We start from the raw sequence: 16,522 nt of genomic DNA, 5'->3' as shown, positions 1-16,522 counted from the left end.
GTAAAACACATACAACTGACAACTGACAACCGAACAAATGGTCAAAAATAAAATCTTAATCTGTACTGTTCTAGCACTATCATCAGGATTTTTCGGCGGGAATATTGGCAGTCAAATCACCTTAATGTTGCATAGTCAGAGGTGTCAAAATCAACATTGGGGCATAAAAGAATTATGTAACGTTTGGATAACTCCAGGAGCAGCTTGGCAAGGTAGTACAGCTGGAGTTTGGACAGGTACAATCTTAGGTGCGTTTGCTGGCGGTTTGATCATCAGGCAAAATCGCTCTTAAGTGGTTTTTCTCAGTAATTATTCTAGAGATAAGGTAGTATTTTCTTGCTAGCTTCATATTGAATTGATTCATCAAGTTCAATATGATTACTATAGACGCTCCAACTTCTGACGCTTACACTTGTGGCGCTGAAATAAGAGCGATTTTATGCAACTACCGAGAATTGTTTTCAGATGTTTGGCTGGATTAACTACCCTGGTATCAATTATTGGAGCCAAACCAGTAATAGCATCTACGACTACCCTAATTAATGAGAACTTCAGTCATCTAAGAAATTGGAAAGACTTAAGTAAAAGCATCACTTGGGGTGGTCATCCAGTTGGTACTTCTGCTTTTCAAATTTTTGATATTGGCGGTGGTAATAAAGCTGTGGGTATTGCTGATGGTACAACCCATAGCGCTGCTAATACCTTGATTAATGGCTTAAGTAGCAATTACACCACTCTTACAGGCTTAAAAGGATTTTCTGCTTTAGACTGGCAATTTCCTCAACCGATTAATCATGCTACTCGCGTAGTTACCGTGGAGTTTCGCGTTAAATGGATGCAGTTGAGTAATACTAGTTCTGGTGAAGGGGGACGATTTTTAGTTATCCTGAATCACAACTATCCGACAGGTGGACTAAATCTTACTCCTAACAGTAAATACCATGACTTCAGTACACCTAACGTATGGGCGCAACCAGCCTACCATGCCCGTATTCGCTCTGGAAATAATGCGGCTTCTTTCGCTATGCTCCAATACGGTGGGGGAATGTCTGCATCGGGAGAGTACGAAAAATTTGATGCAAATAATGATAATATTCCTGACTGGTGGTTACCTGGGTTTATCCAAAGTGCTGGCGGTGGTGTTCCAGGTCAAGGTTCCCCCTTTCCTGCTAGTAGCTGGTCGCGTTCAGCTATTGGGTTAGCCTCGACTAATTGGCAGACTTTTCGCTATATAGTCACGCCAAATACACAAGAACTATGGCGCGATGCTAATGGAAGTGGTAATTTTACTCGTGAGGCGATCATGTTTTTACCGCAGAGTAGTACTGCTCCTTTTTATCAATACTTCACTCAATTGTCTGGTCTAAGACTTTACTGGCGGGCTGCTGGTATCACAAAAGGTCAGGTATTAGTAGATAGATTAAAAGTCACGGTGAACACAATACCGTGAACCTCATCTGAATTGTATTATACAAGTCTGTCTCCGTGGTTAAAGGAACACCAAAAAATAAACTATTGCAAATTAAAGGTTAGTAGGGTGCGTCAGTATCAATGATTGCATGGTACAGCGAAGTTTTCTCGCACTGACGCACCCTACATTGTGGATATTTTTTTATCTGCAAGTCCCTCGCTTTGAGAATGGGTAATAGTCCAATTACCAATTACCAAATTCTTCATACTCTTGTGGGTGAGGAATTTTAAGCAACGCCAAAAAATGCTTCTCTCAAGCAGAACTTCATCGCCACAGTATTTGTAACGAATCATTAACTATCACCAGTTAATTTCATCCAGTATTGTGAATAAAATATGTAGATGATGTGTAGGTGATATGTATTTGCTATAACAAATCTCAAATTGATACCTTTATGAGCGAATTTTGCTCTCAGCTAATTAGTCAAAATCTTACTACATCATTCCTAGTATTTGTCAATACAAATACTAGGAATGATGTGATGATTGAGAAAATAAATGAAAAACTATAATGATTCGCCAATATGAAACTTAGTCTATGTATGATTGTCAAAAATGAGGCGGCAATACTGCCAAAATGTTTGAGTAGTGTCGTGAATGTAGTAAATGAAATTGTAGTTTTAGATACAGGTTCTCAAGATGGTACTCCCCATATTGCCAGACAATTTGGGGCTGAGGTTTATGATTTTGTTTGGTGTAACGATTTCAGCATAGCCCGCAATACTGCCTTAAAATATGTTACTGGTGATTGGGTATTAGTTTTAGATGCTGATGAAACTCTTACACCAGGAATTGTCCCACATTTAAAAAATGCGATCGCCAGTGAAGAGTACTTACTTGTCAATCTAGTACGTCAAGAAGTTGGTGCAGAACAATCTCCCTACTCTCTAGTGTCGCGCCTATTTCGCAACCATCCAGCAATTCGCTTTGAGCGTCCCTACCATGCGTTAGTAGATGATAGCGTCTCCGCAATTCTCCAGAAAGAACCCCAATGGCAAATTGGTTATTTACAAGGAGTGGCGATTCTTCATGCAGGTTATCAAAAAAGTGCGATCGCGCAAAATAACAAATACGCCAAAGCCCAAACTACAATGGAAGGGTTTCTCGCCACCCATCCCCATGATCCCTATGTTTGCAGTAAATTAGGGGCGTTATATGTAGAGACGGGGAAGATTGACAAAGGAATGGAGTTATTAAAGCGCGGTATTAATGCTTGTCAAGAAGAGTACGAAATTTTGTATGAACTCCACTATCATTTAGGCATTGCTTACAATCGTTTGAAGAATCCCCAACAGGCAATTACTCACTACCAAACTGCCATCAAATTACCAATTTACCCCATGCTCAAGTTAGGAGCATATAACAATTTAGGTAGTTTATTGAAAGCCTCTGGAGATTTAAATGGGGCAAAAAAAACCTATGAAACTGCTTTAAAAATTGACTCTAATTTTGCCACAGGACATTATAACTTGGGGATGATCTGCAAAGCAATGGGCTTATTTACGGAGGCGATCGCCTGTTATCAAAAAGCCATTAAATTAAAACCAAGCTATGCCGAAGCTTATCAAAATTTAGGGGTAGTACAGTTAAAAGTCGGCAATGTCCCAGCCAGTATTACAGCTTTTAAAAATGCCATTATCCTACATGAACAAGACAACCCAGAAGAAGCAATGAGGCTGCGTCAAGGCTTGCGAGAAATGGGCTTAGTTTAGGAAATACTAGTATTATGCGAATCATTGCCCGCAGCACATTACGAAAGTTTTGGGAAGCGTACCCGACGCTGAACAGCCATTAAAAGCTTGGTTTGATGAAGCGTCTCGTGCAGAATGGGATAGTCCAGCAGATATTAAAAGCACCTATCGTAATGCTAGTATTATTGCGAATAATCGAGTGGTTTTTAATATCAAAGGCAATGATTACCGCTTAATTGTTCACATCCGTTATGACATTGGAATTATTTTTATTCGTTTTCTGGGAACACATAAAGAATACGATAACGTAGATGCAACAAGTATTTGAGGCAGTAATATTATGCTGGAACCCCGTCCGATTCGTAATGAAGCTGATTATCGTGCGGCGCTTGATGAAATTGCAAGATTGTTCGATTCAGAATTAAATACACCAGAGTCTGACAGGTTGGAAGTATTAACTACACTTGTGGAAGCCTACGAACAAAAACATTACCAAATTGCAGCACCAGATCCTATTGAAGCAATCTTATATTATCTTGAATCCCGTGGGTTATCTGTAAATGATTTAGAGCCTGTCATTGGCAGCAAAACAGAAATTAGCAACATTTTACATCGTAGACAGGCGTTAACTTTGGAAATAATTCGGCGTTTACATCAACAATTGGGGATTCCAGCAGAGGTTTTAATTCAACCATACTCCTTGATGGAAAATTCAGCTTGATTCCGTGAATGCGTGTTAGTTATTAGTTGTTAATGTTATTACCAAATTCGTTGCAGATTGAGTATAAACCCAGGTAATACATCTTCACCCGAAAGAGTTTGAGGTAATGTTAAAATCTCTACCTCTTGTTCTGGGCGATAAATTTCTACTTCTTGCCTTTTGCGGTTAATCAACCAACCTAATCGACATCCGTTTGACCTGTATTCAAACATTTTTTCTTGAACTTTCTTTAAACTGTCAGATGGTGACATTATTTCAATGACAAAATCAGGACATAGAGGAATGAATTTTTCTCTTTGTTCTTTAGTTAACGCTTCCCAACGAGACTTTTCTACCCAAGAAACATCAGGAGAACGATCAGCACCGTTGGGTAAAGTAAATCCGGTAGATGAATCAAAAACTTCGCCCCCATGATTTATTTCATTCCAGGATGCTACTTGCAGAATTAAATTAACATTACTTCTCCCTGTTTCTCCTCCTGTTGGTGGCATTATAATTAATTCTCCTTGGGCATTGCGTTCTAATTTTAAATCTGGATTCTCTACACACAACTGATAAAACTGTTCTCTTGTCAATTTAATGACAGAATCGAGATTTAATGTAAGCGCTGTCATAGGAATATTTTCCGCTTTTATTCGCTGACTAGACTATAAATCTATATTCATTATGTTCCACACCACAATAAAACTTCCAAATATTTAGGGTAGGCAAGATGCCCACCCTATAAGAAGATGTATGATATTTTTGACTTGACAGTAGTTGACACCCGATGATTCACTAAATGCGAGAACGGACAAACTTCTCTAACCGATCCAAACCTTTCTCAATTGTTGCCAAATCAGTAGCGTAGGAAAGGCGGATGTTGTCATCAGCACCAAAAGCTATCCCTGGAATTACTGCAACCTTGTGTTCTTCAATTAAAGCATCACAAAATTCGAGGGATTTCAAGCCAGTTTTGCTGATATCTGGAAACAGATAAAATGCACCGTCTGGTTTTGCAGTACTCAAGCCGGGGATGGCGTTGAGTCGATCTAGCATTACCTGACGACGTTTAGCGAAGGCTTGGCGCATTTCTTCCACACAATCTTGGGAATCTTCCAAAGCAGCGATCGCTCCATATTGAGCAAAGGTACATACATTTGATGTACTATGCCCTTGAATGGAACTAGCAGCCTTGATAATGTCCACTGGCCCGGCTAGATAGCCCAAACGCCACCCCGTCATAGAATAAGCTTTCGCAAAGCCATTACTAATCAACGTGCGGTTAAAAATTTCCTTCCCTAGCGAACCGATGCTGATATGCTGTGCGCCATCGTAGAGAATTTTTTCGTAAATCTCATCAGACACAACATAGATATCTGCATCAACTACTACCTGAGCCAAAGCTTTGATTTCCTCTGGTGTGTACACCATCCCTGTGGGGTTAGATGGGGAGTTGAGGACAAATAGCTTGGTTTTGGGGGTAATAGCTTTTCGCAGTTGTTCGGGGGTGATTTTATAACCAGTGGAAGCATCTGTGGGGACAATTACCGATTTCCCACCTACCAGAGTCACCATTTCGGGATAACTCAACCAATAGGGAGCCGGGATAATCACCTCATCACCTGGATCAATCAGCGCCACAATCAAGTTGTAAAGCGAATGCTTACCGCCATTAGTGACAATGACATTCTCTGGTTTGTAATCCAGATGATTATCCTTTTGCAACTTGCGGGCGATCGCTTCCCTTAACTTTGGTTCTCCAGCTGCTGCACCATACTTGGTTTTGCCTTCATCCAAAGCCTTGGCGGCTGCTGCTTTGATATGCGCTGGGGTATCAAAATCGGGTTCACCAGCGCTAAAACTACAAACGTCTATACCCTCTGCCTTCATCGCCTTAGCTTTCGCTGCGATCGCTAAGGTTATCGAAGGTGTTACCTGACTTACTCTTGCTGCCAGTTTCATTCTTACTTACTTCGGCAAATCTCGTACCTATTTAAGAATAGCCCAGATTCCCTGCTTGCTGTCCCCTCACCTTGGACTTTCCCAACATCAGCTTATCGTCCCACCCAAAAAATTTGGTCAGCAGTTAAATCCAACTCAGGGAATGTTGGTGATTGAATACGTTCCCCTTGGCGAAACTGACTCACTTGGTACTCACCGTCAATTAGGTAATTAACTGAGATAGTTGGTTGCTTAGGGTTGCCAATAAAAGCTCGTCCACCCAAACCTGCGTAGTCTATAATCCAGTATTCAGGTATACCCATCTCTTCTCTTCGAGACGCTACGCGAACGTAATCAGCACATTTTTTGTAATAATCATCACGCCAATTAGTGCTGACAACTTCAACAATTAACTTCACACTTGCTGCATTCTCAATTATAGACTCACGCTCCCACCGGGGTTCCTTGCTTAACGCCTCTTGATCCAAAACAATAATGTCGGGTTCATAACCAGACTCACCCTTAGGCTTAACAATCGACTCTCTGGGAATAGTCCAAATACCGCGTTTTCCAATTTGGATGATGTTAAGCACTAATTCTTCTATCAGAAAACCCGTAACATTGGAATGCTTCCCCGTTGGCTTTGGCATTTCGACAATTACCCCATGATGCAGCTCGTAGCGTCCCTCTGAGTTTTCTGGCAACCAATCAATAAATTCGTCAAAGATCACTTGTTTGGTTAAGGCTGGAGTCATAAATTTACCCTTCTGCTAACCACACAAAATTATTCTTAACTCTCCGCGCCCCTCTCTCTTGAAAAGTTTCCTACGGAGGGAAACCCTCCTTCTCCTGACGGAGACGCTACGCGAACAGAACTTTTCGCTGCGTGAACCTCAGCGCTCCTCCGCGTTAAAAAACAAAACACAGAGGTAATCACATACCCCTGTGTAAACTCACTTCCTTAAACCATCTCCGAAGACGTTTGCACAACCGGCTGAGGCTGAGGCTGGAACATGAACAACGAATAAACCACATCCCGGCGGATATTCACCATCATATCCAAGAACAACTCATAACCCTCACTCTTATACTCAATAAGCGGGTCTTTCTGCCCATAACCACGCAAACCTACAGACTCGCGCAAAGCATCCATTTGTTGCAAGTGTTCCCGCCACAAAGTATCAATACGCTGCAAGATAAAGAAGCGTTCAGCTTGACGCATCAAACCTGGCTGAATTTGGTCAATTTGGGCTTCCTTGAGGTCGTAAGCAATACGTACCTGTTCATGGAGGAACGCCTTAATCTCACTCACGCCCATATCTTCCAATTGGTTCGCCTGCATATCAGACAGCAGATAAACAAACTCTTTGACTTTATCCACCAACTTATCTAATTCCCACTCTTCCGAGGGCAAATCAACGTTGATGTAATAGTCAACGATTTCGTCCATTGTTTTTTCGGCGTACTTAATCACCTGTTCTTTCAAGTCTTGACCTTCCAGAACCCGACGACGTTCAGCGTAGATGGCGCGACGTTGGTTATTCATTACCTCGTCGTATTCAAATACTTGCTTACGGATGTCGTAGTAGTAGGTTTCAACTTTTCTTTGTGCGCCTTCCAAGCTGCGGGTGAGCATACCAGACTCAATGGGCATATCATCTTCTACATTGAAGGCTTCCATTAAGCCAGCAACGCGATCGCCTCCAAAAATCCGCAATAAGTTATCCTCTAAACTGAGGAAAAATCTTGTGGAACCGGGGTCACCTTGTCGTCCGGCCCGTCCCCGCAACTGGTTGTCAATCCGCCGGGATTCGTGGCGTTCTGTCCCAATTACGTGTAAACCACCCCTTCCTACCACCTCATCATGTTCAGTGCTGGTAAATTCTTCATACTCGTGCTTAATTCGGTTGTAAGCGTCGCGCAGTTTCTGAATTACTGAGTCATCGGTAGGGGCTTTTTCGGCTGCTACTGCTACTTTATCTTCTGCTTCCAATTCTGGTAAAGAGCGATCGCCATATTCCCGCACTGCAAAATCAACTGCTTCTTTTAACAGTTGTTCTGCTTCTTTAGAAAGTTGCGTGGGGAAAATCTCTGGCGAAGCCTTCCAAGTCTTGACTTTCTTCCCAGGAACAAAGCCTTGACCAGCACCATGTCCTGTAGGTAATCCCGCCGCCCTCTGGACACCAAACACATCTTCATCGTCTGGTCTGACAATACGCGGCATAAAATATTCACGCAATTTCAACCGCGCCATGTATTCAGAGTTACCACCAAGGATGATATCTGTACCCCGTCCCGCCATGTTGGTGGCGATAGTTACAGCACCCCTGCGCCCAGCTTGGGCAACAATTTCCGCTTCCCTTTCTACGTTTTCGGGACGAGCGTTCAGCAATTCGTGGGGAATCCCTTGTTCTCTGAGTAATTGACTGAGATATTCTGATTTTTCCACACTGGTAGTCCCTACTAACACAGGTCTACCGAGTTCGTGCATCTCTGCACATTCGCGCGCGATCGCCTGCCATTTACCAATCTCTTTTTTAAATACCAAGTCAGACAAGTCTTCCCGTCTTCTAATTCTGTTAGTGGGAATAATCGTGACTTCTAATTTGTAAATTCTTTCAAACTCAGCTTCTTCTGTCTTCGCTGTTCCTGTCATCCCACCTAATTTGGGATACAACAAGAAGAGGTTTTGATAGGTAATTGTCGCTAAAGTTTGAGTTTCTGGTTGTATATCTACGTGTTCTTTGGCTTCAATGGCTTGGTGTAAACCATCACTCCAACGTCTTCCAGGTAATACCCGTCCGGTAAATTCATCTACAATCACCACTTCCCCATTGCGGACGATATAATTCACGTCCTTGAGGAACAGTTCCTTAGCTTTAATCGCATTAAATACAAAGTGCGCCCAAGGGTCTTCTGGGTCAAATAAATCCGTTACACCTAACAGTTCTTCTGCTTGTGCAAAACCCTCGTCTGTTAGCAGTACGTTACGAGCTTTTTCATCTACATCATAATGCTCATCTTTTTGCAGAGTCAGAGCAATTTCCGCAGCTTGGACATATTTTTCTGTAGGTCTTTCTACCTGACCAGAAATAATGAGAGGTGTCCGTGCCTCATCCACTAAAATCGAATCTACTTCGTCAATGACGCAATAGTTAAAGGGACGCTGTACCACATCAGCCATCGATGTAGCCATGTTATCCCGCAGATAGTCGAAACCAACTTCACTATTGGTCACGTAAGTGATATCGCACTCATAGTTTTTCTGGCGTTCACTAGGTGTCATACTGGATTGAATCAGCCCGACACTCAAACCCAGAAAGCGATGCACCTGTCCCATCCATTCTGCGTCCCGACGAGCCAGGTAATCGTTCACGGTGATTACGTGTACACCCTTACCAGTCAAAGCATTTAAATAACTCGGTAAGGTAGCCACCAAGGTTTTACCTTCACCGGTTTTCATTTCGGCGATTTGTCCACTATGCAGAATGACACCGCCTAACATCTGGACATCAAAATGCCGCAACCCTAAGACTCGCCGTCCTGCCTCTCTTACCACAGCAAAGGCTTCTGGCAAGATATCATCCAAAGTTTCGCCTTTGGCAAGTCGCTGTTTAAACTCTGCTGTTTTACCTTTTAAATCTTCATCAGAGAGGACTTTAATGTCCTCTTCCAAGAGATTAATTTCTGTAATATAGGGTTGGTATTTTTTGAGTTTACGAGCGTTGGGGTCGCCCAACAAGAGTTTTAGCATGGCAAGTTATAGAACTAAATCGAAGGGATGGGAATTAGAGGGATTTGGCTATTGATTATAAGAATTTAACCCTACCCAAACATTTTGGTGATGGATGGGGATGAAATGAAAATTAACTCAACAACAAAAATGTTGATTTGGTCAGTTTACTAAACGAGCGCTTTTATATCGCAGTTTAAAATTGAGACTGTTCTAATAGTATCATTTCACCTTCCGATGAGGCAGAGAACGCCGATCCTTGCTAAGTAGCAATATCCGATGGGGAAGTGATGAGTTTCTGAGTTCAAATTCTCTGCTAACCACCCAGCCCTACTTCTCCCATTCTGTACTCAGGCGACGGAAATTATACTCACTCGCACTGGGATGACAACTGACACAACCATTTATCTGTACAGGTCGAGGTAAATCGACTTTAGGGTGTAAAGCTTTAAAATAACGAGAATTCCTGAGGCGATAGGGTGTTTCTTCGTCTGGTAATTGGGAACGGGAAAAAGTGGAAAGATACCGCCAGACTAAAGCGCGTGGTGGATCAATTAAAGGCTTGATTTGTACGCCATAGTGCTGTGAGTCTTGTAGGAGGTTTCGCCAAGTTTGACTAGGTAAAACAGCTGGTGGTAAACCAATATGGCAGGTAGCACAATTTTCTAAATACAGTTCTTGTCCCAGTTGCTGTGCTGCGGGAATTACGTCAACAGTGCCAATTTCTGCTGTAGGTGTAGCACTATGGGCGCTGGTTGCCAAGGCTAGTAACCAACCCATAGCCAGACTCCATGCCAGGATAATGAAAATTAAACCCAGAGGTCGGCGTTTTAGTGTACGAGTATGGGCTTTGCGTTTAACTAGATTTGACATTCCTCACGTTCCCAGATACGTAGATGTGGCACTTGTAGCTCCATCATAAGACGTACCTAAGCAAGTTATGAGTGCTGTACTCCTGCGGAGAACCCGCAGGGGTTTATGAGTCCTGAGTTATGAGAAATTATTAATTTTGAATTTTGAATTGAATTTTGCTACTAAATTAAATCGCCTTCATTTGTCATCCACCTTGTTTTGTAGGCGATCCTAACACGATCAAACTTAAGCAAATTAAGGAATAGGTAGCGATCGCAATAACCTATCAACTATACTTCTAGCACTACGTCCACCCCTGGGAATCAGGCGATGGCAGAGGACATGAGGAGCGAGAAATTTCACATCGTCAGGAATGGCATAATCACGCCCTAATAAAAAAGCTAATGCTTGGGTAGCCTTGTGTAACGCTACAGTACCCCGTGGACTGACACCGAGAGTAATTTCTTCGTCTTGGCGTGTAGCTCTGACCAATTCGAGGATATATTGCTGTAAAACAGTTTCTACTTTGACTTGAGAACAGATGTCTCGTAATTCTGCCACCTCTGCTAAGGTCAGACAAGGCTGTAAATCGCCAACCTTGATACCATGCTGAAGATTTTGCAACATTTCTAGTTCTTCATCCACACCCGGATAGCCCAAGCTTAAAGACAACATAAATCTGTCCATTTGAGCTTCTGGTAAAGGAAATGTACCCTGATACTCAACAGGGTTTTGGGTAGCAATCACAAAAAAAGGATGGGGGACTGTGCGAGAAACTCCATCAACGGTTACCTGTTGTTCTTCCATCACTTCCAGCAACGCCGATTGAGTCCGGGGTGTGGCGCGGTTAATTTCGTCTGCTAGGACAACATTGGCAAACACTGGCCCAGGCATAAAACTGAATTCACCGCTTTTGGGGTTCCAAATATTAGTGCCAGTAATATCCGTGGGTAGTAAATCAGGGGTACATTGCAGCCGTTGAAACGTTCCATCTAAAGAACGAGCTAGAGATTTCGCCAAGAGAGTTTTGCCAACTCCAGGGACATCTTCTAGTAAGGCATGACCGCCGCCTATAAGTGCCACTAACACTAAGCGTATAGCCTCGGTTTTGCCAACAATGGTACGGTTCAGATTTTGGGTTAAAGCGTCAATTTTTTCTCTCATGCACCACAGGGTCGGGGATTAGGGTATGGCAGGACTTATGCAAGAGAAGGGGTGTAAGGGTTTAAGGGTGTAAGGGTTGTGAACACCTATACTCGTGACCAAATCCATTCTTCGTGTGTCAGTCCTAATATTAAGAAACTGGAATGGAGAATAACCTATGCCTTATTCTCCACTCCTGTATTTACAGTGTTCCCACTTAGGCTAGTCAAAATTCAAAATTCAAAATTTATTCTGAATTCTGACTTCCAAGGTCTGTAAAATTTACCCATGAACACGAAAAATCAATGGTTTGGAGCAAAAATATTCAGGATACTAGGGTGTAGATGTTCAAAATATTCTCAATTCTCCCTTGACAAAATTTGTCTAGCGACAGTGCAGTCTTGTTGAATTTGTGCTTTTAAGGCTTCTAGAGACGGAAATTTTTGTTCTGGTCGCAGAAAGTCCACTAACTGCACGGCTAGTTCTTTACCATATAAATCCCCAGACCAATCAAGAAGATACACTTCTACTGATGAATAAGTACCATTAACTGTGGGACGGTTGCCAATATTCATCACCCCCAAAATTTCCAGTGGTATATTAGCATCTGCACTCTCACCGAGAATTTTGACACGGACGGCGTAAACTCCTTGACGGGGGACAAACTTATCTTTTGGTAGCTCCAGGTTGGCTGTAGGAAAACCAATGGTTCTACCAAGTTGTTCGCCTTCAACGACTACGCCAATGAGAATGTAGGGTCTTCCTAAGAATCTGTTGGCAGTTTTGATATCGCCCGTTTCTAGAGCTTGGCGAATTAATGAGGTACTAATAGGAGCATCTTCTAGAGACTCAAAGCTTCCACAGTTGCCATCTTCCAGAAATTGCCCATCAGAAGTTTGTAAAGGAACTATGCTAACAGGAATATGGTATTTGGCTGCAATTAACTGCAAGTCCTTGGCGGTACCACGGCGCTGTTTGCCAAAACAAAAATCTTGCCCGACGCTAATTCGTTGACAGCGTAGTTGTTGCACAAGGATTTTTTCGACAAACTCTTCCGGCGACAAAGCAGTTAATTCTTTGTCAAAGGGTAGTAGTACTAGTTGATCTACCCCAAGCGATCGCAATTGTTGTACTTTTTCATCTAGAGGAGTTAACCAAGTACGGGCTTGTCCTGTAAAGAACTCTTGGGGATGAGGACGAAAAGTGACAACTGTGGAGTATATCCGTTCTTGTGGTGCTGCTGGAGGGTTTGCTGATTGGGCTGATGAGTCTAGTGCATCTCCCCATGTTTGTGCGCTCCTGGTTGACTGCAAAACTGGTTGAATGACCCTTTGATGGCCAAGATGCACTCCATCAAACTTACCAAGAGCAACAGCCGTTGGCGTGAGAACCATTTCAGTTGAAGAAGCAACCCACACAGAACACCCATTTTGAGACAGATTTAGCACTTGGATTTTGGGATTTGAGGTTTATTTAACTATCAGCTCGTCGCACAATACCTTACAGGTACTCTCTGGCGCTGACAGTTCCTAATCACCAATCTAATCTAAAATCTACAATTACTCCGAGTGCAACTTTTACGCGGAAACATTACTAACGGGAAAAGATTCTGATAAGGGAACAGATACAGGAACCTGGAGTACCATTCCTTCCCGCGCCATAATTGCCCCAGAAAACTGGGCAAATGCTTGCGCGCCGACCTGATCTAAGAAATCATCATCATGGGCAGGATCATGGTGAAAAATGCCTAAAGTCTTGACATTAGCCGCCTTTGCTATTTTGACAGCCTCTTGCCAAGTCGAATGCCCCCAACCAATTTTCGGGGATTTGGCACAATGATATTCCTCATCAGTGTAGGTGGAATCGTAAATTAGAATATCTGCATTTTTAGCTAACCTCAGGACATTTTCATCCAATTTATCTGGAAAATGTTCTGTATCTGTAATGTAAACGGCTGCGCCACCACGCCAGTTAACTCGGTATCCTACAGCTTCACCAGGATGGTTAAGGGCTGCTGTTTCGATGGTAATATCATTGATATGGATTGGCAGCCCTGGTTGCACGTCGTGAAAATGCAGGTTGGCTTGCATGATCTGCAAAGGTACGGGAAAATTAGGGTGGAGCATTTGATCGTTGAGCCGTTGTTCCACAGTGGAACCATCAGGAGCGATCGCACCATAGATATGAAAATTATTCCCTTTCACAAACCCCGGAACAAAGAAGGGAAAACCCTGCATATGATCCCAGTGGGAATGAGTGAAAAACAGGTAAGCTTCTATAGGCATTTGGCGCAATAAAGATTGCCCCAAAACGTGCAGCCCTGTACCACCATCAAAAATTAGGCGTTTACCTGCCACCTGCATCTCAACACAAGGTGTATTACCACCATAGCGGACTGTATGTGGGCCAGGACAGGGGATGCTGCCACGAACGCCCCAAAATTGCACAGTAAATTGGTTCTCTATCCTTGACATGGGTATTTTCTGCTGGACTGAGCGGGCTATTTACTCACAAGTGTGTTACTTGTTTTGTGAAATTTATACTGTTTTACCGTAGGAGATAGAGAATAGAGTTGTTGGTAAAACAGCATACTTTGTTTTCGGTAGATGTTGTCAACCAGGTGAGGTACTACAAGGCGTTTACCTCATTATTCCCAGCATTTATGTATCACTAATAGCAAGAATGCTCATAACTTTATAGCCTAAATTTTGTTGTGTTGCACTGGGGATTGAGGATTGAAGGCTGGGGACTGGGTACTGGGGATTGAGGACTGGGGATTCTCACAAGTGTATGTTTTTTACTAAGCAGTGAGTCATGACTTTCAGACTAACGAGAGAATAATCATTTCACTAACCCCTACACTCCTACACCCAGTGCAACACAACTGTCGGGGAATTTAAGACAAGGGAAAATCCCAATCAGATAATTTATCTATGCCGGTGGCGTAGGTGAGGTTGTATTGCAGTGGAGTAATACTTATGTAGTTATTTCTAACTACATGGACATCAATGGGTACATTTTGCGGCAGATTTAAACCTTCTGGGGGTTCCACTTCCTCTAAAACTTCTCCAGTTAACCAGTAGTAAGTTTTACCACGAGGATCGGTGCGCTTGTCGAAAACATCGACGTAGCGCCGCACTCCTTGGCGTGTGAGTTTAACGCCAGCGATTTCTTCCCATTCCACAGGGGGGATATTAACGTTCAGTAACATCAAATCTGGTATGGGTTTGGCAGCGAGTTGTTCTACTAAAATGGTGGCAAACTTTGCCGCAGGCTGAAAATTTCTGGAAATGTGGCTAGTGAGGCTAAAAGCGATGCTGGGAATGCCTTCAATCATTCCTTCCATTGCGGCAGAAACCGTACCAGAATACAAAATTTCTGTGCCTAAATTAGCACCTTGATTAATCCCAGAGAGGACTAAATCGGGGGGAGACTCTAGTAAAGCCCAAAGTGCCAGTTTCACGCAATCGGAGGGAGTACCATCACAAGCCCAAGCTTTAATAGCGGGATGAAAAATTGACTCGACAATTTCGGCGCGAATCGGTTGGTGTAAAGTCAGTCCATGACCAGTAGCCGATCGCTCTCTGTCTGGACAAACTACGGTTACATCATGACCCGCCTCGGCTAAGGCGTTAGCCAAGGTACGAATACCTAAAGCGGAAATGCCGTCATCATTGCTAATCAGTAATTTCATAGTTTAGTGGTCAGTGGTTAGTTGTCAGTTGTCAATAGCTATTTTTGTCTTTTGACTTTCAGCACCTATGCCTGATCGCCTTTAAACTGGTAAACAGAAGTACGGTTTTAAGGTGTGGCGTTGACTCATTAATGCCACATTGCTAATGTTAATTGTCCTTTGTCAGTTGTTTATTTTTTGCTACTGACCACCGACCACTGACCACTGACCACTGACTAATAAATAATGACTAGCAACTTAGAAGCTCAACTTTTAGCACTGCGGCAGGAAGGAGAACAGGCGATCGCCGCCGCCGATACCCTCGAACGTCTGGAAGAACTCAGAGTTAGTTATCTGGGCAAGAAAGGGCAATTGGGGGCTTTGTTGCGGAGTATGGGGCAGATGAGTGCGGAGGAAAGACCGAAAATTGGAGCGATCGCCAATACGGTTAAGGAAGCCCTACAAGCTAGTTTAGACAAGCAACGGGAATCTTTAGAATCTGCCCAAATTCAGGCACAGTTAGACGCGGAAACGCTTGATGTCACTATGCCTGGTATTTACAAGCCTCAAGGACGTATTCACCCCCTAAATGGCATTATTGACCGGGCGCTAGATGTTTTTGTGGGCTTGGGCTACACGGTGGCGCAAGGGTTGGAAATGGAGACGGATTACTACAATTTTGAGGCGCTCAACACCCCACCAGACCACCCTGCCCGTGATATGCAGGATACTTTCTACCTCCCAGACGGTAATCTCCTGCGTACTCACACCTCATCGGTGCAAATTCGTTATATGGAAAAAGAGGAACCACCAATTCACATTGTGGCTCCTGGGCGAGTTTATCGGCGAGATAATGTAGATGCCACCCACTCGGCAGTTTTCCATCAAATCGAACTGTTAGCCATTGATGAGGGACTAACTTTTACCGACCTCAAAGGCACTATTAAGGTGTTTTTGCAAGCTATGTTTGGTGATTTGCCAATTCGTTTCCGCGCCAGTTACTTCCCCTTTACCGAACCCTCGGCTGAGGTAGATTTGCAGTGGAATGGGCGCTGGTTGGAAGTCATGGGTTGCGGTATGGTCGATCCCAATGTGATGAAATCTGTAGGTTATAACCCAGAAATTTACACTGGCTTTGCGGCTGGTTTTGGTGTAGAACGTTTCGCAATGGTGCTACACCAAATCGATGATATTCGTCGTTTATATGCTAGTGACTTACGGTTTTTGCGTCAGTTCTGAAAAACTCAGAAAAGAGCATTCGTATGGTGGGCATTGCCCACCACTGTTACTGTGTAAATCTCACAAAATATGTATTT

At 43.2% G+C, this 16,522-nt stretch carries 14 protein-coding genes and 1 pseudogene; 6 read left to right on the top strand and 9 right to left on the bottom strand.

The features are described from left to right. The first annotated feature begins 37 nt into the window (after positions 1-37). The 5 genes and pseudogenes from ACN222_RS24270 (at position 38) to ACN222_RS24250 (ending at position 3,882) form a co-directional block, all read left to right on the top strand. The gene (locus ACN222_RS24270; protein ID WP_010998988.1) at positions 38-292 is read left to right on the top strand and encodes a hypothetical protein; all 255 of its coding nucleotides are present in this window, start codon (positions 38-40) and stop codon (positions 290-292) included. Positions 293-439: 147 nt separating this feature from the next. Then, a complete protein-coding gene (locus ACN222_RS24265; protein ID WP_010998987.1) occupies positions 440-1,450 on the top strand; it encodes a hypothetical protein in 1,011 nt (336 codons plus the stop codon). Positions 1,451-1,994: 544 nt separating this feature from the next. Then, entirely contained in the window at positions 1,995-3,182 is a 1,188-nt protein-coding gene (locus tag ACN222_RS24260) for a tetratricopeptide repeat protein (RefSeq protein ID WP_010998985.1), read from the top strand. 14 nt (positions 3,183-3,196) lie between these two features. Further along, positions 3,197-3,489: pseudogene (locus ACN222_RS24255) on the top strand (type II toxin-antitoxin system HigB family toxin). 12 nt (positions 3,490-3,501) lie between these two features. Further along, positions 3,502-3,882, top strand: coding sequence for a helix-turn-helix domain-containing protein (locus tag ACN222_RS24250; protein WP_010998983.1), 381 nt, complete (start codon positions 3,502-3,504; stop codon positions 3,880-3,882). A 38-nt stretch (positions 3,883-3,920) separates the two neighbouring features. On the opposite strand, the gene ACN222_RS24245 is transcribed toward ACN222_RS24250, so the two are convergent. The 9 genes from ACN222_RS24245 to surE all read right to left on the bottom strand — a co-directional run bounded on the left by ACN222_RS24245 (position 3,921) and on the right by surE (position 15,227). Then, entirely contained in the window at positions 3,921-4,496 is a 576-nt protein-coding gene (locus tag ACN222_RS24245; protein WP_010998982.1) for a Uma2 family endonuclease, read from the bottom strand. A 163-nt stretch (positions 4,497-4,659) separates the two neighbouring features. Beyond that, positions 4,660-5,826 carry a pyridoxal phosphate-dependent aminotransferase gene (locus tag ACN222_RS24240; protein ID WP_010998981.1) on the bottom strand — a complete coding sequence of 389 codons (1,167 nt, stop codon included), beginning with the start codon at positions 5,824-5,826 and terminating at the stop codon, positions 4,660-4,662. 92 nt (positions 5,827-5,918) lie between these two features. Then, positions 5,919-6,560, bottom strand: a complete 642-nt coding sequence (locus ACN222_RS24235; RefSeq protein WP_010998980.1) for a Uma2 family endonuclease — start codon at positions 6,558-6,560, stop codon at positions 5,919-5,921. A gap of 206 nt (positions 6,561-6,766) precedes the next feature. Next, positions 6,767-9,559 (bottom strand): preprotein translocase subunit SecA, encoded by a 2,793-nt coding sequence (secA, locus tag ACN222_RS24230; protein ID WP_010998979.1) that lies wholly within the window; start codon positions 9,557-9,559, stop codon positions 6,767-6,769. A 309-nt stretch (positions 9,560-9,868) separates the two neighbouring features. Continuing rightward, on the bottom strand, positions 9,869-10,411 hold the full coding sequence (locus tag ACN222_RS24225; protein WP_010998978.1) for a cytochrome c: 543 nt from the start codon (positions 10,409-10,411) through the stop codon (positions 9,869-9,871). Between the two features lie 234 nt (positions 10,412-10,645). Continuing rightward, complete coding sequence (locus ACN222_RS24220; RefSeq protein WP_010998977.1) at positions 10,646-11,554, bottom strand: AAA family ATPase; 909 nt, start codon at positions 11,552-11,554, stop codon at positions 10,646-10,648. A 338-nt stretch (positions 11,555-11,892) separates the two neighbouring features. Next, on the bottom strand, positions 11,893-12,981 hold the full coding sequence (locus ACN222_RS24215; protein ID WP_010998976.1) for a bifunctional riboflavin kinase/FAD synthetase: 1,089 nt from the start codon (positions 12,979-12,981) through the stop codon (positions 11,893-11,895). Positions 12,982-13,110: 129 nt separating this feature from the next. Next, positions 13,111-14,007: an MBL fold metallo-hydrolase gene (locus ACN222_RS24210; protein ID WP_010998975.1), complete on the bottom strand. Its 897-nt coding sequence runs from the start codon at positions 14,005-14,007 to the stop codon at positions 13,111-13,113. A gap of 422 nt (positions 14,008-14,429) precedes the next feature. After that, positions 14,430-15,227 (bottom strand): 5'/3'-nucleotidase SurE, encoded by a 798-nt coding sequence (gene surE / locus ACN222_RS24205; RefSeq protein WP_010998974.1) that lies wholly within the window; start codon positions 15,225-15,227, stop codon positions 14,430-14,432. Between the two features lie 225 nt (positions 15,228-15,452). On the opposite strand from surE, the gene pheS reads away from it, so the two are divergent. After that, the gene (gene pheS, locus ACN222_RS24200) at positions 15,453-16,445 is read left to right on the top strand and encodes a phenylalanine--tRNA ligase subunit alpha (protein WP_010998973.1); all 993 of its coding nucleotides are present in this window, start codon (positions 15,453-15,455) and stop codon (positions 16,443-16,445) included. Positions 16,446-16,522: the final 77 nt, after the last annotated feature.

It is taken from the genome of Anabaena sp. FACHB-595 (genome assembly GCF_048568275.1).
GTDB lineage: Bacteria > Cyanobacteriota > Cyanobacteriia > Cyanobacteriales > Nostocaceae > Trichormus.
Note: the sequence above shows the minus strand (reverse complement) of the source record. Positions and strands in the feature narration are given on the sequence as shown.

Excerpts from the sequence above, each read along its gene's own strand:
- ACN222_RS24260 (WP_010998985.1), top strand. The coding sequence starts at position 1,995 with ATGAAACTTAGTCTATGTATGATTGTCAAAAATGAGGCGGCAATACTG.
- ACN222_RS24240 (WP_010998981.1), bottom strand. The coding sequence starts at position 5,826 with ATGAAACTGGCAGCAAGAGTAAGTCAGGTAACACCTTCGATAACCTTA.
- ACN222_RS24220 (WP_010998977.1), bottom strand. The coding sequence starts at position 11,554 with ATGAGAGAAAAAATTGACGCTTTAACCCAAAATCTGAACCGTACCATT.
- secA (WP_010998979.1), bottom strand. The coding sequence starts at position 9,559 with ATGCTAAAACTCTTGTTGGGCGACCCCAACGCTCGTAAACTCAAAAAA.
- ACN222_RS24210 (WP_010998975.1), bottom strand. The coding sequence starts at position 14,007 with ATGTCAAGGATAGAGAACCAATTTACTGTGCAATTTTGGGGCGTTCGT.
- ACN222_RS24265 (WP_010998987.1), top strand. The coding sequence starts at position 440 with ATGCAACTACCGAGAATTGTTTTCAGATGTTTGGCTGGATTAACTACC.
- ACN222_RS24235 (WP_010998980.1), bottom strand. The coding sequence starts at position 6,560 with ATGACTCCAGCCTTAACCAAACAAGTGATCTTTGACGAATTTATTGAT.
- ACN222_RS24245 (WP_010998982.1), bottom strand. The coding sequence starts at position 4,496 with ATGACAGCGCTTACATTAAATCTCGATTCTGTCATTAAATTGACAAGA.
- ACN222_RS24270 (WP_010998988.1), top strand. The coding sequence starts at position 38 with ATGGTCAAAAATAAAATCTTAATCTGTACTGTTCTAGCACTATCATCA.
- ACN222_RS24225 (WP_010998978.1), bottom strand. The coding sequence starts at position 10,411 with ATGTCAAATCTAGTTAAACGCAAAGCCCATACTCGTACACTAAAACGC.
- ACN222_RS24250 (WP_010998983.1), top strand. The coding sequence starts at position 3,502 with ATGCTGGAACCCCGTCCGATTCGTAATGAAGCTGATTATCGTGCGGCG.
- surE (WP_010998974.1), bottom strand. The coding sequence starts at position 15,227 with ATGAAATTACTGATTAGCAATGATGACGGCATTTCCGCTTTAGGTATT.
- pheS (WP_010998973.1), top strand. The coding sequence starts at position 15,453 with ATGACTAGCAACTTAGAAGCTCAACTTTTAGCACTGCGGCAGGAAGGA.